Genomic DNA, 22,795 nt, shown 5'->3' with positions numbered 1-22,795 from the left:
AAGGAGATGCTTATTTTTGTTAGCCAAATTTAAAAGTTTGCCTAAAGCGGTATATGTAATTTTAACGCTTTCTTTCCTTCTGCATATTTTTTGTTTAGTAAAACAACCGGGACTTGACGGAGAGTTAGTAAAAGTAACATATGGCGCGAATGATGCATTTAACTATTCGTTAACAGCCGAACAGTTATTAAAACACGGTGTATTTGGTTATGTGTATTTAGAACCAAGCGAGGTACCTGGAAAAAATGCATATATCACACCTGGTCAACCGTTATTATTAGCGGGCGCAATGATTATATCTGATGTCACACACCTTCCTTACTACTACGTAGCAACTGTTATCAATATGCTACTTAATCTTGGTACAGTGCTCTTAGTATTTTTAATCGGAAAAGAATTATTTGAGAAAAATATTTATGGAATTGTTGCAAGTATTTTATACGCAATTTATCCGAGTAACTATACATACTTCCGTACATTATTAACAGAAGTTCCTTCCATATTCTTTTTATGTTTCAGTGTATATATATTTATTCTTGCTTGGAAGTACAATAAAACAAAATTCCATATTTGGTTTGGAATCGTCGTATCTATGTTACTCATTCCGGTTCTTGTTGTCTTGTTCACATATGGAATCAAAGATTCCATTCGAATTGGGCTACTGTGGTTTATTGGACCATTCTTTATTATTGGTGCATGGGTATTTCGTAACTATTTGGCATTCCATAAATTCATTTTGTTCTCAACACAAAGCGCCGATCCATTAATTGCAGGTGCTGATCCATTCAATAAGATCGGCTACGAAAACGTTGTAAATGAAATGAAGGCAAAAGGACTCACTGATAAAGGGGAATACGCGAAAGAACTCATTAAAAATGGATTTAAAACGGATTTCACATATTGGTTCTCTTGGTTTACTGTCGGAAAAACAATCGAGTTATTTAAAACAGCTCCTGCTGTAGACCAATATCGCATTCATCATTTTATCCAACTTTGTCATAGAGTCTTTATTATCGGTACCTTCTTAAGCAGTTTCTGCTTCATGCTGAACTCATTTAAACATAAGCGGGTTATGATGTTAGTAGCAAGCTCTGTTATTTACATCATCTTCTCAAATTTATTCCTAGCAATTAATCGCTATGGATTTTTCATTAACCCGCTTATGTGTTTAATTCTTGCATATGGACTTATTTATATTGCAACAAAGCTCCCGTTTTTCAAAGTAAAACGCGCTTAATTCAAGAGGTTGTCCGAATAAAATGGACAACCTCTTGAATTTAATTACATACTTACATCTTTTCAAATTCACTTTTATGTAATGTACTCTCTAACAAACAGAGGTTATCCACAAGAATAGATTACTGCTCTCTTATCAACCGATCCTTTGAACGCGACCAATTTGTCCATCTTGTAAACACACTTTAATGCCATAAGGATGCGTTTCAGTATGAGTTAAAATATCTTTTACAACGCCACTGACACGCGTACGACGATCCTTATCCAATATAATTTCCACATGAGTTCCAATCGAAATTTGTGATCTTGTCGGTTTTCCTCCTCGTACCTGTGTAGATTGCTGCTTTTGTTTTTCTTGTTTGTGCTTTTCTTCTATACGCTGCTCTTCTTGCTTACGTTTTTCTTCTATACGCTGCTCTTCTTGCTTACGTTTTTCTTCTATACGCTGCTCTTCTTGCTTGCGTTTTTCTTCTTCTATACGTTGCTCTTCTTGCTTGCGTTTTTCTTCTTCTATACGCTGCTCTTCTTGCTTGCGTTTTTCTTCTTCTATACGCTGCTCTTCTTGCTTGCGTTTTTCTTCTTCTATACGCTGCTCTTCTTGCGCTTCCTTCTTTTCAGAACCATGGACACCCTGGCATGCAGTTAACACAATTACAAAGAAACTCATAAGCAATAGTAAAAATAATTTCTTTTCCATTAAGATCCTCCTATCTATAAAAAAATAACGAACTTGTTTAGAATAACAAATATACGAATATGATTTTGTCGTTTTTTGTCGAAAAAATCCCTAACATTTCATTCTACGCTCTATATACATTTGCCCACCTCATTTTTTTCATCACAAAGCGAATAAAAAAATTCCTCCTATATCACTCACATCTAGGCACTTACCTACATATCATGACAGTAGATTGATTTCTAGGAGGTGTTTTTTTATTGAAAAAATTGTTAGCGGTTTTCTGTATATTTGTCCTTACTGTTGTAACGCTTGTCGCCTGCAGTAAAACGGAAAATACGAACCAACAAACGCACAAAATTAGAATTGGCGAAGTAACACATTCTCTTTTTTATACACCGTTATATGTCGGTATGGAAAAAGGTTTTTTTAAAGAGGAAGGGCTAGATATTGATTTACAAACAACAGCAGGTGGCGATAAAACGATGACCGCCTTATTATCTGGCGGAATTGATATTGCACTTGTCGGGTCTGAAACATCCATTTATGTTCACCAGCAAGGAGCTAAAGATCCGATTATTAACTTTGCTCAGCTTACACAAACTGATGGGACTTTTTTAGTATCACGTAAAAAGTTAGATTCTTTTAATTGGAATGATGTAAAAGGTGTCACTTTCCTAGGGCAACGGAAAGGCGGTATGCCACAAATGGTCGGAGAATACGTTTTAAAGAAGAACGGCATCGATCCGCATAAAGACACGAATCTTATTCAAAATATTGAGTTTGCAAATATCGCAAATGCTTTTGCATCTGGTACAGGGGAATTTGTTCAACTTTTTGAACCAACAGCAAGCATTTTTGAAAAAGAAGGAAAAGGATATATCGTCGCTTCTTTTGGAGCTGAATCAGGAACTGTTCCTTACACAACATTTATGGCAAAGCAAAGCTTTTTGAAGAAAGAGAAAGCCGCAGCCGAAAAGTTTACACGTGCCTTATATAAAGCGCAACAATGGGTTGATACACATACACCTGAAGAAATAGCCGATGTTGTTACTCCTCTTTTTCAAGACACTTCAAAAGATATTACCGTAAAAGTCATTGAGCGCTATAAAAAACAACATTCTTATGCAACGGATCCTTTATTAGATGAAAAAGAATGGGTACAGCTACAAGCAATCATGAAAGAAGCTGGCGAATTACAAAAAGAAGTTCCACATCAAGCGCTTGTGAATACAAATATTGCTAAGAGCGTTATTAAGAAATAGAGGCGAATTCAATGAGTTTCTTACAAATATCTAATGTTTCTCACTGTTTTTTTGCCAAAGATCATGCAAAGCTTGTTCTGGAATGTATGAACTTACACGTAAAAGAAGGAGAATTTATTTCCATTCTTGGACCAAGTGGCTGTGGAAAGACAACTCTTCTATCCATTATTGCTGGCCTTTTAAAGCCAACTGACGGCCTCGTCTTTTTAGAAGGAGAACCTGTGACAAAATCAACAGATTCCATGGGTTACATGCTCCAGCAAGACTATTTATTCCCATGGAAAACGATTGAAGAAAATATTATGCTTGGTTTGCGTATTACAAACACCTATAAAGAGGAGACAAAAAAGCATGCATTGCAACTTTTAAAGCAAGTTGGATTAGATGGAGTCGAAAAACAGTCCCCAAGTGAGCTATCAGGCGGCATGCGCCAACGTGCTGCGCTCGTTCGAACGCTCGCAACAAATCCGAAAATTCTTTTGCTAGATGAACCATTTTCCGCACTTGATTATCAAACAAAATTAAAACTAGAAGAACTTGTTTTTTCTTTACTCCCAACGTATAAGAAGACATCCCTTCTCGTTACACATGATATTGAAGAAGCTATTGCGATGAGCGATAAAATTTATTTACTTCAAGCAAAGCCTGGCAAAGTTGCAAGAACCTTTCATATTCCCAAAAACATTCGTTCTTTATCACCATTAGAAGCAAGACGTCATCCCGATTTCCCAGCCCTTTTTCAAGATATATGGAAGGAGCTGGAACGCCTTGGATAATATAAAACAACTACATGAACAGTTTCGAAAAAAAGAACGAACACGCACATGGATTACTCACATTTTACAGCTATGTATTTTAAGTCTTTTCTTTGTCTTATGGGAAATTGCTAGTAACCAAGAGTGGATTGACCCTTTACTATTTAGTTCCCCTTCAAATATTTGGGAGTTATTTCTGAATAAATGGATCGATGGCTCTCTTTGGGCCCATATTTGGACGACACTTCTTGAAACAGGCGTTGGCTTTATTCTCGGCACTGTACTCGGTACCATTATTGCGACGATTCTTTGGTGGATTCCTCTTGTAGCCCGTGTCCTTGACCCATACCTTGTCGTCCTAAATGCAATGCCCAAAGTAGCACTTGGTCCAATTATCATCGTTATTTTTGGTCCAAATATTACGTCTTCTATTGCGATGGGAGTCATTATTTCCATCATTATTACTATTCTCGTTATTTATAGTGCCTTTCAAGAAGTCGATGCAAATTATATAAAAGTAATGCATACATTTGGCGCAAATAAATGGCAAACATATCAACAAGTGATTTTACCCGCTTCTTTCCCAACTATTATTTCAACACTAAAAGTAAATGTTGGATTATCATGGGTTGGGGTTATTTTTGGAGAACTTCTCGTTTCAAAACAAGGTCTAGGATATTTAATTAGCTACGGTTTTCAAGTCTTTAACTTTACACTCATACTGCTTAGCGTATTATTAACATGCGTTCTTGCTACTCTCATGTATGTGTTTGTAGAAGGCTTCGAAAAATTAATAATTGGAAAACGTAAAAGAAGCTGATCCCAAACTATATGATGGGCTCAGCTTCTTTCTACATATATCATTTATTTTGAATCGCATACTTTTGTATCCTTCACCACCATATTTCCTTCAACTGTAACCGTATGAAAACAATCTTTCACACGTACTTTTACAACGTTATATTGTCGATCAATCATACGATACTCACTAAAATGTTTATTTAATGCTGTACGAATTTGTTCACCTTCAAAAATCGGAATACTATGAGACATTACCCAAATGAGACCAGCAATTGCAAGAACCGTTTTCATCCGCTCTACTACCTCCTTGAGAATAATATATTATCTCTATAGTATGTATATTTAAAATGTGTCAATTTTGTGTCAATTTTATATTTATTCGACCGTAAACCTTTTATTCCTTTTTCCTCATAAAAAAAAGCAACCACTATTTTGGCTGCTTGGATCACTTACGCTTCTTTTACTCCCTTCGAAATTTCATATAGTCCAGATAATACTTCTGCTCTCATTTTCACAAGTTCAGGGAATTGATAGAAGAATGCAATTTTTTGATACTTCAGTTCTGTTCCTTCTTTCACCTTCTTTGAATCTTGTAAAATGAATGCTGTAAATGTATCTGCTATATCCTCAGCGACATTCGTCGTTCCGTATTCTGAAACAAATTGATCATGTTTCTCTTCAAAAAATGTAATTCGTGCTTCTTCATTTGTCTCAATCTGCTTCTCTTTCCATTCTCGTTCAATCGGTTTCCAAAACGAATCATAAAATGTATGAATATACGAACCTTTCTTCACACATCCTTCTTGTAAGAAAAGAGTTTTGCATTTGTTTTGATAGGATGAAATATCTTTACCTTCTTCAAATGACTTTATATACTTTTCATTCACTGGGATTTGTCTATCATTAAGTGTCAATACATGGGCTGTCTCATGAATTAATGTTTTCATTACTTCGTCTATATTGACGCCTGAATCAAGTGTATCTAAACTTAACACCCAATCTTTCGGATCGTCCATACTAGGAGCAACGTGAGCAACAATCCCTTCATATCCATCTGTCACAATATCAAACTCTACAATGTTCTTTCGATATTTAGAAGGAATTAATGTACGATACATATCCCACAGCATTTCATGATAATCGCTATCTTCATGTTGTTCCATAATCTCATTCTTTGCTTCCTGATCATCAGCAAATGCTTTATTGAAACGCTTTTTATCTAGTTTTTCAAAATATGGATCGATAATTTCCTCTTCATCTATGTAATAAGATGCTAAAAAGAAATAGTTTTCATCATCTTGCTTCTTTTCAGTTCCCCTCATGCTATCTAACTGTACATCTTTCTTTTCTATTTCTTTCGATTCCTTTACATAGTCTGTTGGCTCTTCCAATTGAGATAGACTTTCCATCTTTTTGTATACTTTCTCAACCATCCGATCTCCAATTCTCGTACATTCTTCTTCTGTATGACATATTTCTTTCGTTTCGGCAACCTCTACTTCTTTACTGCATCCCGCTATCAGTAGTCCCATTGCTATAATAAAGCCTACAAACTTACTATAAAACTTCCCCATAAAAACCTCCATCATTCGATTCTACAAAAATATCATACGCATTCTTTCTAAAATATGCGATACTTATTTTTAAAGAAAGAGAGATTTATTTTGAGGTGAGTTTGAACAATCCCGTATGATAAAAGAACTCGGCCACTTTACTTTATAAAACAGCCGAGTTCTTCTATATGCTTCATCGTACGCGCTAATACATCATCGCGCATAATAAAACTAAATTTTCTATCATGTTTAATGTTATCAGGAATTTCTTTTAATAACACAGATCCTTTTGTTTCTTCATAATGCGTATGTTCTTCCACCGCACTAATGGTTGCGAAATAAATATTTTTAATAATAATTTTATCTTTTCCTGACACTTTGTATTGCCCTAAGTAAGTTAAATCAGAAACAATCCCGCCGGTTTCTTCATGAACTTCCCTAACTGCCGCTTCTTCCGGTGTCTCTCCCATTTCTACTTTTCCACCTGGAAATTCAAGACCACGGCGCAAATGATGCGTTAATAACCATTGATCCCTGTACCGGCATACAACCCAAACATGCTTTGGCTCAGGAGAAAATGGATAACGTTCAAACGATAATTGTACAGTGTTGTGGTAATAATCTTTAAATGTGTACATGCCATTACTCCCCTATTGATGGTTACAAGTTTTTCCTACCACAAATTGTAGCATATTCTCGCTTTCCTGCATAATGTTATCCAACTATAATCCATTGATTATTCCCATTTGTGCGACTAATTCTTTCGTTTCATGACTCCCTAAATCATAAATCATCTTATATGCCTTTTGTAGTTCTGCATCATATCGATCATTATTCGAGTCATGATGATACTCAACGAACGGGACATGAGAACGTACAAATGATCCAAGGTCTTCGCGATACGCTTGGTCAAAGTATTCTCGGAGCTGGATAATTTCCTCATCCGTTGCTCGAATTTCAAAGCTATATGTATCCGCTGTTTTCACTTGCGAAATTTGTCCATTTCCAACTGATATATAGTATGTTTTTCTATTCTCCATATAGCGCCCTTCTTTCTCTCTTTTTATTTTCTATTGTTTTCAACAATTACAAAATTATGTAAAAGCACTCTTTGTTTCATAATAAAATAAAGAAAAGAAGGGATATGAGGAACCTCGTATACTAAAGAAAGAAGCTGCCTTTCACAGGCAGCTTCCTTTCATTTTAACCAAATACTTTTTCAAGATCGTCTTTATCTTGGCTTAACCAGAAATTCATCAAGCGTTTTGCTCCTTCTAAATCATGAAGTTTCGCTTGCCCACATTGCGTTTCATTGGCAGCTGGGATTTCTGTTATTTGAACTGCATCTTTTAACGTTAGTTCTAATAAATCAATGATTTCACGAACTGTCGGTGTACCACTTACAACAAGATAATATCCTGTTTGGCAACCCATTGGTGAAATGTCGATAATATCAAAATGTGGATAACGATCGATATATTTACGTAAGTTAAACGCTAATAGATGTTCTAACGTATGAATCACATCTGGTTTCATCGCTTGTTTATTTGGTTGGCAAAAACGGATATCAAACTTATTTACAATACCGTCGCTACCTACTTGATGAACACCACAATGTCTTACATAAGGAGCCTTTACAATTGTATGATCTAATTCAAAGCTTTCTACTGATGGCATAAATCATCTCTCCCGCTTTTATTTTTAATTCCGTTATATCCAATATGATATAACGGAAATCCGAATTAGTAAAGTATTAAGTATGGTCCGTGCTATAATACTAGAAGAATATGCTGAAAAGGAGACCGTTATGAAACAGATTTTTATTGGTATTATACGTTTTTATCAAAAATTCATCTCGCCGATGACACCACCTACATGCCGCTTTTATCCGACTTGCTCTCATTATGGTTTAGAGGCATTTCAAACACACGGTGCTCTCAAAGGTTTTTGGCTCACACTAAAGCGTATATTAAAATGTCACCCTTTTCATCCCGGAGGATTTGATCCCGTCCCAGACAAAAAGGATGACAAATGAAATTTTTAAGCTTCATAGCCGTTCACAACTAAATCTAATTTCCCCGTGTCAGGGTGAATAACAAGACCATGGACAGGTACTTCTGTTGGAAGTAACGGATGATTACGAAGAACTGATACGCTATGTTCTACACTTTCTTCTACACTTGAGAAACCTTGTAAGAATTTTTCTAAATCAATTCCAGAATAACGAAGTGCATCTAATCTCTCTTCTGATACACCGCGCTCTTTCATTTTTTCAATTGTACTGCTTGCTTGAATTTTTGCCATACCACAATCATGATGACCAATAATACATACTTCGTCAGCACCAAGTTCATATACAGCAACTAAAATACTACGCATAATACTTCCAAATGGATGAGAAATAACAGCCCCTGCTACTTTAATAATTTTCACATCACCATTTCGCATATTCATTGCTTTTGGTAATAATTCAACAAGACGAGTATCCATGCAAGAGACAATGACCATTTTTTTATTTGGAAACTTCCCTGCCTCATACTCCTCATATTTTTTCTCTTCTACAAATTTTTCATTGTACCTCAAAATCTCTTCTAATGACTTCATAGTAAAAAGCCCCTCTTTTCTCTCATTTAAACTACATATTTAGTTTACCAAAATCTAAAAAACACAAAAAGAATATCGTCTTATATTAAAAATAAGATTTTTTCAGATAATCGACATAATTCTTTCAAAATATACACACAGCTTTGTAACAACTCTTCCCTATTTTTCTCATGTTTTCACTATAAACTAAATGTAGATAATGTTTAAAAAGGAGTGAACTCTTATTATGTCCGACGTTTTGTTACTGAGTCGTTTTCAATTTGCAATTACAGTCTTTTATCATTTCTTATTTGTACCATTGACAATCGGACTTGTTATTTTAGTAGCGTGTATGGAAACACAGTATGCACGTACATTAAACCCAACATATCGTAAAATGGCAAATTTCTGGGGTAAGCTATTTACGATAAATTTCGTAATGGGGATTATAACTGGGATTACAATGGAATTCCAATTTGGAACAAACTGGTCCGAGTATTCTAAGTACATGGGCGACATATTTGGATCACCACTTGCAATTGAAGCACTTGTTGCTTTCTTCTTAGAATCTACTTTTATGGGAATTTGGTTATTTGGTAAAGATAAAATATCACCAAAATTCCGTGCTTTCTGTATGTGGATGGTTGCACTTGGAACAAATATTTCTGCACTTTGGATTATCACAGCAAACGGTTTTATGCAAAACCCTGTTGGTTATGTAGTACGCAATGGTCGTGCTGAATTAGATAATTTCTGGGCTCTCGTTACAAATCCATATGCATGGCATATGTTCTTCCATACAGTTGTTGGTTGTTATATCGTTGGTTCTTTCTTTGTTATGGCAATTAGCGCATATCATTTATTACGTAAAAACGATGTAGACTTCTTTAAAAAATCATTTAAATTTGGACTTATTTTAGGTTTATTTGCAGCAACTGCAACACCTTTCATCGGTCATCAATCCGGTGTTTATGCGGCAAAAATGCAACCTGCAAAAGGTGCAGCAATGGAAGCGGTTTGGGAGACTGGAAAAGGACAAGGATTCTCTATCATTCAAATTCCTGATGTAGAAAATGAAAAGAATTTTGAATTATTCACAATCCCAAAACTTGGAAGCTTCTTCTATACAAATTCATTTGATGGGGAAATTGTTGGCCTGAAAGATATTCCAAAAGAAGATCGTCCTAACGTAAACCTTGTTTACTATAGCTTCCGCTTAATGGTTGCACTTGGCATATTCTTCATGGCATTAACTTGGTTTGGTTTCTATTTAAACCGAAAAGGAAAATTAGAAAACTCAAAACGATTCTTAAAGATTACAATGTGGTCTGTTTTACTTCCATATGTTGCAATTAATGCTGGATGGATTGTTGCCGAAGCAGGCCGTCAACCGTGGACAGTATATAAATTAATGCGAACAGCCGAAGCTGTTTCTCCAATTTCTGTACCACAAATTTGGTTCTCACTTCTTAGCTTAGTTTTATTCTATACATTACTTTTAATTGCCGATGTATACTTGATGTTGAAATTTGCTAAGAAAGGGCCAGCTGCGTTAGAAGAACCTGTTACTAAGGGAGGTGCAGCTCATGTCTCATGATATGCTTGCAGTGATTTGGTTCGGTTTATGGGGCGTGATTTGGACTGTTTACTTTATTCTCGATGGCTATGCACTTGGAAACGGCATGATCTTCCCTTTCGTTACAAAAGATCGAAAAGAACGCAACCAAATGCAAGAAGCAATCGGCCCTTTCTGGGGTGGCAATGAAGTTTGGTTAATTACAGCCGGGGGAGCTACTTTCGCTGCCTTTCCAATCACTTATGCAAATATGTTTAGCTACTTATATACACCGTTATTTTTAGTATTACTTGCTCTTTTCGCTCGTGCAGCAGGGCTTGAATTTATGCATAAAGATGATTCACCAGTTTGGCAAAGCGCTTGTAAATGGGCTTTTACCATCGGTAGTTTTCTTATCGCTTTCTTATTCGGTGTTACATTCGCTAACCTATACTATGGATTACAAATTGGTAAGGATGGTTATGAAGGAACATTATTTACTTTACTAAATCATTATGGTATTTTAGGCGGTCTTTTCTTCACAGCAATCTTCGTTGTCTCTGGATCGCTTTGGGTTATGATTAAAACGTCTGGAGAAGTAGCAGATCGCGCTTATAAAATTGCAAAACCATTTTCAATGACAGCAGCTATCTTACTAGCAATCTTCTATGTAGCAACTGCAAATCGGACAAACTTATTCCAAAACTTCACAGAATATCCCGTACTATTCATTGTCCCAGCTCTTGCTATGATATTAAGCATTATAACAATCGCTATGGTATACAAACATAAAATTGGTTTTGCCTTTACAACGGTTTGCTTAACAATTGCGATGTTTATGGCAACTGGCTTTATTGGCATGTTCCCGCGCATGTTACCATCGCGCATTAATGACGCATACAGCACAACGCTATATAAAGCAGCTGGCAGTGAATTAAACTTAAAAATTATGTTCTTCGTCGCTTTAATCATGGTACCAATTGTTATTGGATATCAACTTTGGAGCTATAGTATCTTTAAAGAAAAAATCCATAAAGACTCTGCCAAAGGATATCACTAAAATATGAAAAAGACACTCTAAAAAGAGTGTCTTTTTCTGCCTACACGTATGATTTTCGATTAGAAGTTATGTGTTAAAACCTAACAACTATGACAAAGAAAATTACCAACAGCTTTCATTATGATTATATCATACACAATCCTTATCAATTCTATGCAATTTTACATATTTAGATTACAAAAATAAACCGAATTCCTTAAACAGTGCAGTACGGGTTCTATTATTTTCCTGCTTTCTTTCGTTCACAAGCAATGCCATCACCATCTCGGTCTAAATGCTTGCCGTAATACGGGCTCTCTTTCGTAATATCATAAATACCAGCAGCGTTTGCTTCTTTACAGTTCGCAAAGCGGTTCGGCTTTGTTTCTGGTTTCACGACTGGATTTGCAACTGGTCTTTTTTCAAAGGGTAATGTCGCATTATATAAGAACTGCACATATTGTTCACGACTTACATGCATTTTTGGTGCATACATACCATTGCCTGTTCCATTAGTAATACGATTGGACTGCACAGCACTAATCGCATCATTTGCCCATGATTTTCTATCTACGTCTGAAAAAGTATGCTCTGACCTTACGTCTAATTGAAACGCCCTTGTTAAAATTTGCGCCATTTCTTCACGAGTTAGCGAGTCTTTGGGCCTAAACATTCCTTTTTCGTCTCCTGCAAAAATACCCATTTCTGTTAAAGCTAAAATTTCTTTTTTAAATATAGTTGAATGATTGCTCACATCTTTATAAGGGTTATGATAATATTCTTTTTCCGCTGGTTTGAAATGACGGAACATAAGAGCTGCAACTTGTTCACGCGTTACCTCATCTCCCAATCCAAAATTTCCATCTCCATATCCAAAAACAATATTTTTATTTGCTAATTCGATAATCGCTTTGTACGCCCAGTGATGATTCGGAAGATCTGAAAAAGTAATTTGTGCCTGTGCATTTCCAATAGATGTGAATGTCGTTGCGGCAACAATTGCACCTGTCATCAATATTTTTTTGAAGTTCATTTCTACGTCTCCTTTACTAAAAAGCACTATTATATCCCTTTAACATAATAATAAATTATACATATGTTATTTGTCATATGTTGTCGAAAAAAACAAAAGAGGAATCATATGATCCCTCTTTTGTTAAGGCATAAATGACAAGTATGGAGACAGCTAACTTTTTCAAAAGTTTGTTAGGGGTAGTAATTTGAAAAAGAAAGTCTTTTCAAATTCAATGTAACATTAATGGAAGATATAGTAAATTGATAATATTTATACGGAAGATTGCTAATGTTTAGTATAAATATTTATTCCTATTATTATAGTGAAAAATGAATAGCATCCTTAATCTAAAATTGAAAAAAGCACCTCTTATCGAGATGCTCTATTCTCTATTTGTCCCCCTTCCTATTAACCCAGAATGAGTTGGCACGGAATCTAATAAATAGCCTATCAGGAACAATTCTGCCTTATAGCACTTCTACAAATCCAAGTTTTTTCTCTTCATCCTCCACTGATTATGAGCTCCCATCTATCTTCCTTGCTTCTCTTTGGATCTTGAGGTGGGAGTCTTACTGCCCTAAAATAGTGAGATAAGCAATATCATTTCCGCGATATAAATAGAAAAGACACTCCGTAGAGTGTCCAAAACCATTTTACTTTTAATATATCGCTTTGAATACATTGTATCATATTATTCCATACTATTTATTGAGAAAATTCTAAATCCTCTTTTTTCTAAGAACTATCTTTTTCATCATGTAATATAATCTTTGTGATAAAGCGAAGCTTTAATCAGTAGTGGGACTTTCTTCATCAGCACTGATTATGGCTCCTCTTTAATGAGGTTGCCATGAAATATCGGATCAATTAACACAAAGATTATAAAAATGAGGTGTATATTACTTGATTATTTTTGGGATGATTCCTCTTATTTTATTCATTATTTTTCTTTATTCTTATTTAAAAGATCCAAGAAAAATAATAAACGGCTTTTTATTTAATACTTTTTTCTGTTCATTTCTCGTTTTTTGTCTTATTGTCGCTTTTCAATTTGATAATGAAAACATACATTGGATTCTTGTAATACCTTTTTTAGCTTTTATACTGATGTTACCTTTCGGCATAATTGCATTAGTAATAGGACTATTTCTTAATGCAAAAACATTAATGAAAAAAGAAGGACGACGCTTTTCTAATTGTTTAACACTCTTTTTAGGTATATTCATTTTACTATGGATACTACTGGCTATTTTTGACCCGGCAAGCTTGTTTTCTTCTCATTTTCAACCTATATTCGGCGCAATTTCGCTCATTATTTTGTACTTTTTTATACATGTTCTAAATTTCTTCACTGCCTATCTTCTTTATCAATTTAATAGGCCAAAATACAATCAAGATTTCATTATCGTTCTCGGCAGTGGGTTAATTCGTGATAAAGTTCCACCACTACTAGCAAGCCGTATTCATAAAGCAATTGATTTCTATCATAAGCAAGCTGCAGTTGCTTCACCACCTACAATTATTTTCTCCGGTGGACAAGGACCTGATGAAAACCTTCCTGAAGCTGAAGCAATGCAAAAATATGCTGTGGAACAAGGAATTCCGATTGAACATACAGTGCAAGAAAACCGATCAGTTAATACGTACCAAAACATGCTGTTCTCAAAGCAAATTATGGATTCATTAAAACCAGACGGAAATTACAACAGCATCTTTGCAACAAATAACTTCCACCTATTTCGCGCTGGTTTATATGCCAAACAAGCTGGTCTAAATAGCCAAGGAATTGGTTCAAAAACGGCTTTTTATTATTGGCCAAACGCATTGATTCGTGAATATATCGCAATTGTTGTCATGGGGAAAAAGCGCCATATAAAAGTTGTAGGGGTTATTTTAGGATTTGCGATATTCTTGACTGTTCTAAGTTTTATATTTCATTAATATACAGCCAAGACTATTCTTAAAAGCAGAAGAATAGCCTTGGCTTCCTTATTGCTTGTAATCCTATGAAATGCTCGATAATTAATTACACGCAAAAAAGGCCCAAGAAATTGATACCACTCTTCTTGGGCCTTTCTCACTATCTTCTTTTCGTAATTTTCCCTGCACCACCAACCCGTGTTTTAGGGGGAGATGTATTCTTTGGCGGAGTTTTAATCGATGATTTGGGCTTCACATCTGAGCTATTACCACCTGGTGATTTTGTAATTGTTCCTTTCTTTCCTGTAGATGGTGGAACTTTCTTATTCTCTTTTTTCGTAATACTTCCTTGATCTCCTACAGATGGTTTGGAATCAATTTTATCACTTCTTTTAATAATCGACCCTTTTCCCTCTTTTGTAATAGGCGGTGGTGTTTTCTTTTCCTCTTTTGTAGGCGGTCTTTCCGGGATAACTGGCTTATGATTTTGTCTATCATTATATCCGCGATAATCACCACGCGACGATTTATACGAACCAAATATATCATTTAAAATACTTCCGACAATATACCCTTGTAAAAAAGATGGTTGATAATTTTGGCGAACAAATTCTTTATTGCTAATTTCAATCAGTGTATCCGATGGTTTTTCTTTATCTTTTTGAAGGTTATAAATCTCATCAGAATACACAAGAAACATTTGATTTTCGTCTTCTTTTGACACTTGCTTTGGCTCTTTTTCATCTACCAATTCCTTTGCAACCTGAGGAACTGTTTTGTTTGCAGCCCTATATACATATGATTCTTGCTTACCATCTTTTGCAACTGATTCTAATGGGTAGCGGTCTTGAATGGACTGTTCATTTCCCTCTCCCAATAATATGTAGCCAGCAACTATAAGTATTCCAATAATTACAAAAGTAGCAATACCGAGCGATTTAATCATGGTAAACAATCGGTTTGACATGATTATCGCCTCCTTATGTTGCCCTTATAATTTGTACATCCGCAGAAAGAATTGCTTCTCCCTCATACATCATTGTGCGTCCATCTTGCCATTCAATACGAAGTAATTTTCGATTATCGGATTGAAATTCCCATACATATTGCTCATCTGAAACAGCAAACGGTGTTTTTCCCATGACAACAGCACGTCCACTATAGTGCTCTTCTAGATGATAATCGATACCATCCATTTCAATTGTTGTTGGAATCTCATCTATCGAATCTAAACGCCCGTCAATCGGTGTATATAATTTATAATACGTACTTTCACGATTTTCAATTTTTAAATAACGAATCGTTTTCCCATCCTGCAACGTTAATACAATTTCATTACGAGAATGCATGCTTGTTTTTCCAATTAATTCATACATTATTAATGAAACTTCAATCATATCTCCAGGAGCTAACGTTAATAACGATCGTTCTGGTTTAGCAGGTTCTGGACTTTTTATTATATTTTTAATTCGCTTAAATAAACTCATGCTTTATCCCTCCTCTTTCTGTTATAGACAAGCTGCTAAAATAAGTGCTCCAACAATATGTAATGAGCCCGCTAATAAAGCGTGCGAAACATGCCCTTGCTTTGTTCCTTCTTCTAAATCTAATCCCATTATTTTTCTTAAGATCAATTCAATCAACATCTCTACAACTAATAAAATGACAAATGATACAACTGAGGCTAAAAGTGCTTGCCATAAATCATTTGATTTTGTAATCGATTGCGACAAAATATATCCTTGTGCAAATAATTTCATAATAAATCGTGTTGTCACAGCTATATTTCCTTTTTTCATTTCTGCTACATCATTATATTTTGTAAAAATAGAATCAATCCACATCAGTGTAAATAAAAGAATAGCGCTTGCTCCTGTCCAGACAAACATCGCTAACACATTCATCCACGTCATACAAAAACCTCCTCTAAGAACATAATAAGAAAACCGACATGATTACTTTTCATGTCATGTCGGTTCTTTTATCTTTATATCTATGTTCATTCCCTGTATCGAAATACAAATAAAGTAAATTACTTTTTTACAGCATAAAATGCTGCGTCTATATACAGCTAAACACTCTTTCTCCTAAAAAAGAAAGATTTTTCTTCTATATTACTTCTCGTACTGCTTCATAATACGCGCTAATTCGTCCTCTACAGCTGAGTTTTTATTTAAAGCTGCAAATTCCTCATCTAACGACTTTTCTTTTTTATAAATTTCACCGCTTGCCTCTGCTTCTGCTTCTAATTGAAGAGCTTTTTCTTCCATGCGGCTAAGCCCCGCTTTTGCAGTATTAGCATCGAATCCAGACATTGCTTGATTGATACTTTTTTGTGCTTTGGCTGCATTTACACGCGCAACAAGCGTTTCACGTTTATTTTTCAATTCTGTTAATTGCTTGCGCATTTCTTCTAATTTAGCACGAAGGTTATCCGCAGCCGCTTTATTTTGTTCATAACTTGCTTTATATTCATTCATTTTTTGCTCTGCACTTTGCTTCTCTTCTAAAGCGCGACGCGCAAGATCAATATTGTTTGCTTGAACAGCCATATGCGCTTGTTCTTCACGTTTTTTAACAAGTGCTTCTTGCTCTTCAAATAATAATTTAAACTTTTTCTCAAGCGCAATTTGAGCTGCTACACTCTTCTCAGCTTCTTGTACATCCTCTTGCATATCACGTAAATATTGATCCGTCATCTTAACTGGATCTTCCGCTTTTTCAATGAGTGCGTACACATTTGACATCGTTAGATCCCTTAATCGCTTAAATAAAGACATTTCAATTCCTCCTATATATTTACATCTAATTTCAAATCCCCTACTTAGAAGCCTTAAAAAATCTCCCTTCACAGTAAAAATATTCATTTTTATAACCTTGTGTACATTATATCAAACCCAACATGCCCTTACATCTTATTTTTCAAATATAAAAAGAATAATCTTACATTCTGATTACAATATGTGTATACAATTCCCTATGTTCGAATTTCCCACTCCTTCTTTTTGTTACTCCATTACATATTTGTCATGTTACTGCAAGAAAAATCAATCGTTCATATAAAATGAAACTTGTAACATTAGACGGAAAGAAAGTACTTGTAATGAATCAAACAAAAATATGAAGGCAACACAAGTATTGGTAATAACCGTAGCTATGCAGATATGTTTACAATTGTAGAGAATGCTGCATATGACACCGTAAAAGGAGAAGAAAAAACTGTAGGTGTGCTGAAATTTGATAAAGACCTTAGCAAAGAGTTTTCAGGAAGAAATGGAGTAGACGCGGCGTAGCTTGTTAAAATGAAATGATACATAAAAAAAGCTTTGCAAATTTCGCAAAGCTTTTTATTTATTCACAGTATGATTCCTATTCGGACTACAAGTTTTCGACTGACAAGATTGATTTAAAGAACATGCCGCACATTTTCCTTTTTTACTTCTCTTTACAAAACGAAATAACGTATATCCTGCATAACCAAAAATGACAGCACCAATAACAATATTGACTATCATTATTATACATCTCCTTCTAGAATCCGAGTAACGCCCCAACTTGATATATGACAAATGTTAATACATAAGCAACAATAAGTGGATACACAACAGAGAAAATCGTCCATTTTATCGAACCTGTTTCCCGGCGAATCACAGCTACTGTTGCAAGGCATGGAACGTACAACAAAAGAAAGAACATAAATGCATATGCTGATAACGCTGTATAGTGCGCTCCCATAATATTTCCTAATGCATCTTCTTTTACTGCATAAATAATTGCCATGGTCGAAACAACGACCTCTTTTGCTAAAAACCCTGTTAACAGTGATGCTGCTGCTTGCCACGTTCCAAAACCGAGCGGTGCTAACAGCGGTGCAACGACTCCACCAATCATCGCTAAGAAACTATCTCCCATATCAACACCAAACCCAGATGGACCAGCATAATTTAATAACCAAATCACAACCGATCCACCAAAAATAAACGTACCCGCTTTACGGACAAAGCCTTTTCCTTTTTCCCATGTGCTAAGCCATAATGTTTTCGCTTGCGGCATGCGATAAGGTGGCAATTCCACAACAAAAATAGACTTTTCTTCTTTTAAAATCGTCATGGACATGATTTTCGTAACAAGTAATGCAAGTATAATACCGGCGATGTATAAAGAAAATACAACAGTCGCCTGGCTATGAGGAAAGAAAACTCCTGCAAATAATGCATATACAGGTAGACGCGCTGAACAAGACATAAATGGTGTTACGAAGACCGTTAACAGTCGTTCTTTTTCTTGTTCAATTGTTCTTGCTGCCATAATTCCCGGAACGTTACAACCAAAACCGATAATCATTGGAATAAACGCTTTTCCGTTTAAACCAAAGAACTCCATAATTCTATCCATCACAACTGCGATTCGCGCCATATATCCGGAGTCCTCTAATAATGAAATAAAAAAGAACAAAGCAAAGATTTGTGGGACAAATACTAATACAGCACCAACGCCAGCAATAATTCCTTCCGTAATAAGCGCTTGAATAAAATCAGAAGCTCCTATATGAATCAACCCAGCTGTAACCCAATCTGTAAGCTGTCCACTAAAAAATTCATCAAGTATATCCGATAATGGTGTGCCAATCCACGTAAACGTAACCTGAAAAATGAAAAACATGACTGCTAAAAAGATGGGCAGTCCAAAAATTTTATGTGCAATCAACTTATCTATTTTTTCTGAAAAAGGAATTTTCCCTTCCTGTTTATGTTGAATGACACTTGTTTTTAACTTTTCAATATACGTTGCACGCGTGTTATACATATGCTCTTCTAACGTACAATCCAGTTTTTTCTCTAACTGAGAGCGTATTGTTACTAATTCATGATAAATAGATAATCCCATTACCTCTTGTTCCACCACTTCATTATTGCTTAAAAATTGAAGCGCTAGCCATCTTAAATGCTCATAATTTTCTTTCATAAAAAGTGTCATGATACTTGCTATTGCTGTCTCTACTTGTTCACCATATGAAAGAATAAATGAGTTCATTTCTTTCCTATTATTTTCATGAAGAGTAGCTAGTAATTCATCACAACCTTTCCCGTTTCTTGCAACAACAGGAACAACTGTTACTCCCAATATTTCTGATAATCTTTTTACATCAATCACAATTCCGCGTTGCTTTGCCACATCAATCATATTTAAACCAATAGACATAGGCTTTCCAAATTCCAAAAGCTGTAATGTTAAATGCATATTGCGCTCAAATTGAGAAGAATCAACAATATTTAACATATAATGAAATTCCTCTGTTAATAAAAAGTGAGTAACGACTCCCTCATCTCGAGAAACAGGATTTAAATCATATACACCTGGTAGATCAATTAATGTTCCTTGTTTATCTTTCAATTTCCCTATCTTTTTTTCTACCGTTACCCCGCTCCAGTTTCCTACATATTCATAAGAACCTGTTAATGCATTAAATAACGATGTTTTTCCTGTATTTGGATTCCCTAACAAAGCAACCTTATTCACACTAATTCCACCTTTATCATTTTCGCATCGCAATGACGAATACTAATGAATTGTCCGCGGCACTCTAGTGTAAACGGCCCTTTGAACATCGCCTTTTGTTTCACACGCAATTCACTTCCTTCTGAAAGACCAAATGCAACTAATCTCCGTTTTAACAATTTATCTAATGCCTGCATACTTTTCACTAATACTTTTTCACCTATTTGAATATCAACCAAACTCATAATCTCCCCCCTTAAAAGATAATGATAATTATTTTCAATAAATTATAGCATACTGTATAAATCATACACTATAGCTTTTCTATTCTATTTGTTAACATTTTCGTACACTTATATTGAAATAGTGGCAATACAAGATTCATTTGCCCTTCTCATCCATTTCGATTAAAATAAATTTAACAAATAAAGAATTTCGTTATCACAGGGGGAGCTATATGGCTGAGAGGGAACAATTTGTTCCGACCCTTAGAACCTGTTAGTTAATGCTAATGTAGGGATTGTGCAAACGTTAAAATACATCTCCTCTTCTTCATTACGTATTTTATATCTCCCTATGGTACATAATTCTTTTTTGTGCAACTTGGATTTAGGGGGAATGTCAACATGCGTAACACCAATTTACAAGCGATGATTGAATCTGCAATTCTCGCAGCCTTCGCCTTAATCATCGACATTTTACCATTATCAATTAAAATCCCAACAGGCGGTTCTGTTTCATTTGCTATGATCCCTATTTTTATTATTGCGTATCGCTGGGGATTCAAAATGGCCTTTTTAGGAGGGCTTATTTGGGGGTTATTACAAATTGTCTTCGGAGATGCCTATATTTTAACGCCAATACAAGCGGTTATTGAATACTTCATTGCTTTTGCTTTTATTGGATTTGCTGGCTTATTTTATCGCTCAATTCAAAAAGCCATTTCAAATAACCAAGGAAAAAAAGTTCTCTTGTATATAATCTTGGGAACATTGATCGGCAGTTTTGCACGCTATTTCTGCCATTTTATTGCGGGAATTATTTTCTGGGGACAATACGCACCAAAAGGACAATCAGCCTTTCTATACTCTTTCATTGTAAATGGTAGTATAATGCTTGCTTCTTTTGCATTATGTACAGTATTGCTATTGCTTCTATATACAACGTCACCACGTTTATTCCAAAGCATTCGTGCTTATCCTATTCATTCAAAAAATAAGAGCGCCTAAACGCTATTCTTTAAGTTGTAGAGAAAGAATTCTCTACAACCTTTTTTATGAACAGAATGGAAAAGGCACTGTAGATTTTCTCTACAGTGCCTTTTCGTGTCTCAGTACTTAATTGTTACTTTCATGCAATTCTAGAATAGGAGTATCCGAAGAAAATTGTCTTGGCTCAGTTTTCTTTAAGTGATTTTTGACGTTACACTTCTGATATTGGACAATCCATGCTTTAATAGGGTTAGTAAAGATGATTCTTTGCTCTTGATTAGGGGTCCCTTCTTCCAAATTACAATGTTCGCCCCATTTACACCATCTCATTGTAAATGTTGAAGAAGTTTCATCATCTGATTGATCAAATAAGTGAGAAAGAGTCATCTCTCCATCTAGTATGATAGTATTACTAGTAGATAGAAAAGCAAAGTTTGTCCAACGTTTCTTCATTCCCTCCTACTCCTTTTCGCATAGAATGCCTAAAACTACATTTACCTAAAATGGGTTTGTCTCTTTCCTTACACTTTTTATAGTACCCGAAATAATATTACTCAACTATCGATTATTCTTACAATTCACCTTACATTTTTGTAAGAAATAAAGTGAAACTTTAATCAGTAGTGGTTTTCTTCATCCCCCACTAATTATGAGCCCTCACCAATCGGGCTGCCCTAAAATAGCGGGATAAAAAAACCTCCATCTCTTATAAATGAAGGCCTTACATTATACTTTATTTTTTATTATTATTTAATCCCGCTTCATATAATTGACGCATCATTCCATGAGAAATAGCTCCAAGAATTAAAGTCATTCCAATTAACGAAACTCGAAGCACAGGAATATCAATTATATAAGCTAGCAACCCAAGAACAATTGTTAGAAATAATGCTTTTATAAATGTAACACTTGTGTACTGTTTCTTTTTCATGACTCTCACCTTTCATGAAAACGTTTTCCTTACCACTATTATATCATATCATCAGACCTTTTACGGAGGATTTTGTTAAAAAATATTGAATTTTCACTTCTCATCATCATGTTTTGACTTTTCTTTCTCTATCCTTTACAGTCGAAATGTTCATAAGTTTTATAACGTAGGAGGCTTCTCATGAATATTAAAATAAAAGATACATTAATCTCCGAAGAAACACTACAGGCAAAAGTCAAAGAATTAGCAAGCCAAATTGAGCGTGATTTTGCTGGAGAAGAAATCATTATTATTGCTGTATTAAAAGGTTCTTTCGTCTTTGCCGCTGATTTAATTCGTCATATTAAAAACGATGTAACTATTGATTTTATCTCTGCATCTAGCTATGGTAACCAAACGGAAACAACGGGGAAAGTTAAATTACTAAAAGATATCGATGTCAATATTACCGGGAAAAATGTCATTGTTGTAGAAGATATTATTGATTCTGGTTTAACACTTCATTTCTTAAAAGATCACTTCTTCATGCATAAACCAAAAACATTGAAATTCTGTACATTACTGGATAAGCCAGAACGTCGTAAAGTAGACTTACAAGCAGAATATGTAGGATTCCAAATCCCTGATGAATTCATTGTTGGATACGGTATTGACTGCGCAGAAAAATATCGTAACTTGCCATACATCGCTTCCGTTGTAACAGAAAAGTAAGTTGACACTTCCAGAAAGTGTATTTCTATCATGCATTATTACTAA

27 protein-coding genes, 1 pseudogene and 1 riboswitch are annotated in these 22,795 nt (G+C 35.1%); of the genes and pseudogenes, 11 read left to right on the top strand and 17 right to left on the bottom strand.

All coding sequences use genetic code 11. The features are described from left to right. Nucleotides 1-16: 16 nt before the first annotated feature. Nucleotides 17-1,237, top strand: coding sequence for a glycosyltransferase family 39 protein (locus MR056_RS10715; RefSeq protein ID WP_242136554.1), 1,221 nt, complete (start codon nucleotides 17-19; stop codon nucleotides 1,235-1,237). 135 nt (nucleotides 1,238-1,372) lie between these two features. Here MR056_RS10715 and MR056_RS10710 read toward each other — a convergent pair whose 3' ends face one another. Continuing rightward, the gene (locus MR056_RS10710) at nucleotides 1,373-1,933 is read right to left on the bottom strand and encodes a YwbE family protein (RefSeq protein ID WP_242136553.1); all 561 of its coding nucleotides are present in this window, start codon (nucleotides 1,931-1,933) and stop codon (nucleotides 1,373-1,375) included. A gap of 239 nt (nucleotides 1,934-2,172) precedes the next feature. Here MR056_RS10710 and MR056_RS10705 point away from each other — a divergent pair, with 239 nt between their 5' ends. The 3 genes from MR056_RS10705 to MR056_RS10695 are packed head-to-tail and all read left to right on the top strand — an operon-like array spanning nucleotide 2,173 to nucleotide 4,752. Next, a complete protein-coding gene (locus tag MR056_RS10705) occupies nucleotides 2,173-3,177 on the top strand; it encodes an ABC transporter substrate-binding protein (RefSeq protein WP_012095912.1) in 1,005 nt (334 codons plus the stop codon). A gap of 11 nt (nucleotides 3,178-3,188) precedes the next feature. Further along, nucleotides 3,189-3,953 (top strand): ABC transporter ATP-binding protein, encoded by a 765-nt coding sequence (locus MR056_RS10700; protein WP_012095913.1) that lies wholly within the window; start codon nucleotides 3,189-3,191, stop codon nucleotides 3,951-3,953. After that, entirely contained in the window at nucleotides 3,946-4,752 is an 807-nt protein-coding gene (locus MR056_RS10695; protein ID WP_012095914.1) for an ABC transporter permease, read from the top strand. Before MR056_RS10700 ends, MR056_RS10695 begins: the two co-directional genes overlap by 8 nt. Nucleotides 4,753-4,796: 44 nt before the next feature. On the opposite strand, the gene MR056_RS10690 is transcribed toward MR056_RS10695, so the two are convergent. The 5 genes from MR056_RS10690 to luxS all read right to left on the bottom strand — a co-directional run bounded on the left by MR056_RS10690 (nucleotide 4,797) and on the right by luxS (nucleotide 7,963). Continuing rightward, nucleotides 4,797-5,024, bottom strand: coding sequence for a hypothetical protein (locus tag MR056_RS10690; RefSeq protein ID WP_012095915.1), 228 nt, complete (start codon nucleotides 5,022-5,024; stop codon nucleotides 4,797-4,799). A 158-nt stretch (nucleotides 5,025-5,182) separates the two neighbouring features. Beyond that, a complete protein-coding gene (locus tag MR056_RS10685) occupies nucleotides 5,183-6,307 on the bottom strand; it encodes a hypothetical protein (protein WP_012095916.1) in 1,125 nt (374 codons plus the stop codon). Between the two features lie 137 nt (nucleotides 6,308-6,444). Then, nucleotides 6,445-6,924, bottom strand: a complete 480-nt coding sequence (mutTA, locus tag MR056_RS10680; RefSeq protein ID WP_012095917.1) for an antimutator 8-oxo-(dGTP/GTP)ase — start codon at nucleotides 6,922-6,924, stop codon at nucleotides 6,445-6,447. An 84-nt stretch (nucleotides 6,925-7,008) separates the two neighbouring features. Beyond that, the gene (locus tag MR056_RS10675) at nucleotides 7,009-7,326 is read right to left on the bottom strand and encodes an HAD family hydrolase (RefSeq protein ID WP_012095918.1); all 318 of its coding nucleotides are present in this window, start codon (nucleotides 7,324-7,326) and stop codon (nucleotides 7,009-7,011) included. Between the two features lie 163 nt (nucleotides 7,327-7,489). Beyond that, complete coding sequence (gene luxS / locus MR056_RS10670) at nucleotides 7,490-7,963, bottom strand: S-ribosylhomocysteine lyase LuxS (protein WP_012095919.1); 474 nt, start codon at nucleotides 7,961-7,963, stop codon at nucleotides 7,490-7,492. A gap of 130 nt (nucleotides 7,964-8,093) precedes the next feature. Between luxS and yidD the strand changes: the two genes are divergently transcribed. Then, nucleotides 8,094-8,321 carry a membrane protein insertion efficiency factor YidD gene (gene yidD / locus MR056_RS10665; protein ID WP_012095920.1) on the top strand — a complete coding sequence of 76 codons (228 nt, stop codon included), beginning with the start codon at nucleotides 8,094-8,096 and terminating at the stop codon, nucleotides 8,319-8,321. Between the two features lie 5 nt (nucleotides 8,322-8,326). Here yidD and MR056_RS10660 read toward each other — a convergent pair whose 3' ends face one another. Then, nucleotides 8,327-8,890 (bottom strand): beta-class carbonic anhydrase, encoded by a 564-nt coding sequence (locus MR056_RS10660; RefSeq protein ID WP_012095921.1) that lies wholly within the window; start codon nucleotides 8,888-8,890, stop codon nucleotides 8,327-8,329. 226 nt (nucleotides 8,891-9,116) lie between these two features. Here MR056_RS10660 and MR056_RS10655 point away from each other — a divergent pair, with 226 nt between their 5' ends. Both MR056_RS10655 and cydB read left to right on the top strand, forming a co-directional pair. Continuing rightward, nucleotides 9,117-10,466, top strand: a complete 1,350-nt coding sequence (locus MR056_RS10655) for a cytochrome ubiquinol oxidase subunit I (protein ID WP_012095922.1) — start codon at nucleotides 9,117-9,119, stop codon at nucleotides 10,464-10,466. Next, nucleotides 10,456-11,484 (top strand): cytochrome d ubiquinol oxidase subunit II, encoded by a 1,029-nt coding sequence (gene cydB / locus MR056_RS10650; RefSeq protein ID WP_012095923.1) that lies wholly within the window; start codon nucleotides 10,456-10,458, stop codon nucleotides 11,482-11,484. The genes MR056_RS10655 and cydB overlap by 11 nt, the downstream gene beginning before the upstream one ends. A 220-nt stretch (nucleotides 11,485-11,704) precedes the next feature. Here cydB and MR056_RS10645 read toward each other — a convergent pair whose 3' ends face one another. Further along, nucleotides 11,705-12,496 carry an S-layer homology domain-containing protein gene (locus tag MR056_RS10645; RefSeq protein WP_041810087.1) on the bottom strand — a complete coding sequence of 264 codons (792 nt, stop codon included), beginning with the start codon at nucleotides 12,494-12,496 and terminating at the stop codon, nucleotides 11,705-11,707. A gap of 885 nt (nucleotides 12,497-13,381) precedes the next feature. Between MR056_RS10645 and MR056_RS10640 the strand changes: the two genes are divergently transcribed. After that, entirely contained in the window at nucleotides 13,382-14,419 is a 1,038-nt protein-coding gene (locus MR056_RS10640; RefSeq protein ID WP_048721643.1) for a YdcF family protein, read from the top strand. Nucleotides 14,420-14,558: 139 nt separating this feature from the next. Here MR056_RS10640 and MR056_RS10635 read toward each other — a convergent pair whose 3' ends face one another. The 4 genes from MR056_RS10635 to MR056_RS10620 form a co-directional block, all read right to left on the bottom strand. After that, nucleotides 14,559-15,365 (bottom strand): DUF4247 domain-containing protein, encoded by an 807-nt coding sequence (locus MR056_RS10635; protein ID WP_012095926.1) that lies wholly within the window; start codon nucleotides 15,363-15,365, stop codon nucleotides 14,559-14,561. A 13-nt stretch (nucleotides 15,366-15,378) separates the two neighbouring features. Beyond that, nucleotides 15,379-15,885, bottom strand: a complete 507-nt coding sequence (locus MR056_RS10630) for a DUF4178 domain-containing protein (RefSeq protein ID WP_012095927.1) — start codon at nucleotides 15,883-15,885, stop codon at nucleotides 15,379-15,381. Between the two features lie 21 nt (nucleotides 15,886-15,906). Continuing rightward, the gene (locus tag MR056_RS10625; protein WP_012095928.1) at nucleotides 15,907-16,311 is read right to left on the bottom strand and encodes a DUF350 domain-containing protein; all 405 of its coding nucleotides are present in this window, start codon (nucleotides 16,309-16,311) and stop codon (nucleotides 15,907-15,909) included. 201 nt (nucleotides 16,312-16,512) lie between these two features. After that, a complete protein-coding gene (locus tag MR056_RS10620) occupies nucleotides 16,513-17,178 on the bottom strand; it encodes a PspA/IM30 family protein (protein WP_041810089.1) in 666 nt (221 codons plus the stop codon). Nucleotides 17,179-17,508: 330 nt separating this feature from the next. Here MR056_RS10620 and MR056_RS10615 point away from each other — a divergent pair. Next, nucleotides 17,509-17,691 (top strand): annotated as a pseudogene (locus MR056_RS10615) (lipoprotein BA_5634 family protein); the annotation flags it as partial. A 54-nt stretch (nucleotides 17,692-17,745) separates the two neighbouring features. On the opposite strand, the gene MR056_RS10610 reads toward MR056_RS10615, so the two are convergent. From MR056_RS10610 to MR056_RS10600, 3 genes are read right to left on the bottom strand one after another with little or no spacing between them, the layout of a single operon-like run. Next, nucleotides 17,746-17,913, bottom strand: a complete 168-nt coding sequence (locus MR056_RS10610) for a FeoB-associated Cys-rich membrane protein (RefSeq protein ID WP_012095931.1) — start codon at nucleotides 17,911-17,913, stop codon at nucleotides 17,746-17,748. Nucleotides 17,914-17,929: 16 nt separating this feature from the next. Continuing rightward, nucleotides 17,930-19,918, bottom strand: a complete 1,989-nt coding sequence (feoB, locus tag MR056_RS10605; protein WP_012095932.1) for a ferrous iron transport protein B — start codon at nucleotides 19,916-19,918, stop codon at nucleotides 17,930-17,932. Further along, entirely contained in the window at nucleotides 19,915-20,142 is a 228-nt protein-coding gene (locus MR056_RS10600; RefSeq protein WP_012095933.1) for a FeoA family protein, read from the bottom strand. The genes feoB and MR056_RS10600 overlap by 4 nt, the downstream gene beginning before the upstream one ends. A 191-nt stretch (nucleotides 20,143-20,333) precedes the next feature. Beyond that, nucleotides 20,334-20,435, top strand: a riboswitch (TPP riboswitch). A gap of 88 nt (nucleotides 20,436-20,523) precedes the next feature. Here MR056_RS10600 and thiT point away from each other — a divergent pair. Next, nucleotides 20,524-21,126, top strand: a complete 603-nt coding sequence (thiT, locus tag MR056_RS10595) for an energy-coupled thiamine transporter ThiT (RefSeq protein WP_012095934.1) — start codon at nucleotides 20,524-20,526, stop codon at nucleotides 21,124-21,126. Between the two features lie 108 nt (nucleotides 21,127-21,234). Here thiT and MR056_RS10590 read toward each other — a convergent pair whose 3' ends face one another. Continuing rightward, entirely contained in the window at nucleotides 21,235-21,561 is a 327-nt protein-coding gene (locus MR056_RS10590; protein ID WP_041810091.1) for a hypothetical protein, read from the bottom strand. Between the two features lie 280 nt (nucleotides 21,562-21,841). After that, nucleotides 21,842-22,039: a hypothetical protein gene (locus tag MR056_RS10585; RefSeq protein WP_012095935.1), complete on the bottom strand. Its 198-nt coding sequence runs from the start codon at nucleotides 22,037-22,039 to the stop codon at nucleotides 21,842-21,844. A 180-nt stretch (nucleotides 22,040-22,219) separates the two neighbouring features. Between MR056_RS10585 and hpt the strand changes: the two genes are divergently transcribed. After that, nucleotides 22,220-22,750, top strand: coding sequence for a hypoxanthine phosphoribosyltransferase (hpt, locus tag MR056_RS10580; protein WP_012095936.1), 531 nt, complete (start codon nucleotides 22,220-22,222; stop codon nucleotides 22,748-22,750). Nucleotides 22,751-22,795: the final 45 nt, after the last annotated feature.

The organism is Bacillus cereus group sp. BfR-BA-01360 (assembly GCF_022663595.1).
GTDB classification, from domain to species: domain Bacteria; phylum Bacillota; class Bacilli; order Bacillales; family Bacillaceae_G; genus Bacillus_A; species Bacillus_A cytotoxicus.
The sequence above is the reverse complement of the archived record's forward strand: the minus strand, read 5'-3'. Positions and strand labels throughout refer to the sequence as shown.

What these genes read in the sequence shown, in the direction of transcription:
- yidD (WP_012095920.1), top strand. Translation starts at nt 8,094, where the DNA reads ATGAAACAGATTTTTATTGGTATTATACGTTTTTATCAAAAATTCATC.
- MR056_RS10635 (WP_012095926.1), bottom strand. Translation starts at nt 15,365, where the DNA reads ATGTCAAACCGATTGTTTACCATGATTAAATCGCTCGGTATTGCTACT.
- MR056_RS10690 (WP_012095915.1), bottom strand. Translation starts at nt 5,024, where the DNA reads ATGAAAACGGTTCTTGCAATTGCTGGTCTCATTTGGGTAATGTCTCAT.
- MR056_RS10660 (WP_012095921.1), bottom strand. Translation starts at nt 8,890, where the DNA reads ATGAAGTCATTAGAAGAGATTTTGAGGTACAATGAAAAATTTGTAGAA.
- luxS (WP_012095919.1), bottom strand. Translation starts at nt 7,963, where the DNA reads ATGCCATCAGTAGAAAGCTTTGAATTAGATCATACAATTGTAAAGGCT.
- MR056_RS10700 (WP_012095913.1), top strand. Translation starts at nt 3,189, where the DNA reads ATGAGTTTCTTACAAATATCTAATGTTTCTCACTGTTTTTTTGCCAAA.
- MR056_RS10675 (WP_012095918.1), bottom strand. Translation starts at nt 7,326, where the DNA reads ATGGAGAATAGAAAAACATACTATATATCAGTTGGAAATGGACAAATT.
- MR056_RS10590 (WP_041810091.1), bottom strand. Translation starts at nt 21,561, where the DNA reads ATGAAGAAACGTTGGACAAACTTTGCTTTTCTATCTACTAGTAATACT.
- MR056_RS10610 (WP_012095931.1), bottom strand. Translation starts at nt 17,913, where the DNA reads ATGATAGTCAATATTGTTATTGGTGCTGTCATTTTTGGTTATGCAGGA.
- MR056_RS10645 (WP_041810087.1), bottom strand. Translation starts at nt 12,496, where the DNA reads ATGAACTTCAAAAAAATATTGATGACAGGTGCAATTGTTGCCGCAACG.
- hpt (WP_012095936.1), top strand. Translation starts at nt 22,220, where the DNA reads ATGAATATTAAAATAAAAGATACATTAATCTCCGAAGAAACACTACAG.
- MR056_RS10655 (WP_012095922.1), top strand. Translation starts at nt 9,117, where the DNA reads ATGTCCGACGTTTTGTTACTGAGTCGTTTTCAATTTGCAATTACAGTC.
- MR056_RS10625 (WP_012095928.1), bottom strand. Translation starts at nt 16,311, where the DNA reads ATGACGTGGATGAATGTGTTAGCGATGTTTGTCTGGACAGGAGCAAGC.
- mutTA (WP_012095917.1), bottom strand. Translation starts at nt 6,924, where the DNA reads ATGTACACATTTAAAGATTATTACCACAACACTGTACAATTATCGTTT.
- MR056_RS10685 (WP_012095916.1), bottom strand. Translation starts at nt 6,307, where the DNA reads ATGGGGAAGTTTTATAGTAAGTTTGTAGGCTTTATTATAGCAATGGGA.
- MR056_RS10585 (WP_012095935.1), bottom strand. Translation starts at nt 22,039, where the DNA reads ATGAAAAAGAAACAGTACACAAGTGTTACATTTATAAAAGCATTATTT.
- MR056_RS10600 (WP_012095933.1), bottom strand. Translation starts at nt 20,142, where the DNA reads ATGAGTTTGGTTGATATTCAAATAGGTGAAAAAGTATTAGTGAAAAGT.
- MR056_RS10630 (WP_012095927.1), bottom strand. Translation starts at nt 15,885, where the DNA reads ATGAGTTTATTTAAGCGAATTAAAAATATAATAAAAAGTCCAGAACCT.
- MR056_RS10620 (WP_041810089.1), bottom strand. Translation starts at nt 17,178, where the DNA reads ATGTCTTTATTTAAGCGATTAAGGGATCTAACGATGTCAAATGTGTAC.
- cydB (WP_012095923.1), top strand. Translation starts at nt 10,456, where the DNA reads ATGTCTCATGATATGCTTGCAGTGATTTGGTTCGGTTTATGGGGCGTG.
- MR056_RS10710 (WP_242136553.1), bottom strand. Translation starts at nt 1,933, where the DNA reads ATGGAAAAGAAATTATTTTTACTATTGCTTATGAGTTTCTTTGTAATT.
- thiT (WP_012095934.1), top strand. Translation starts at nt 20,524, where the DNA reads ATGCGTAACACCAATTTACAAGCGATGATTGAATCTGCAATTCTCGCA.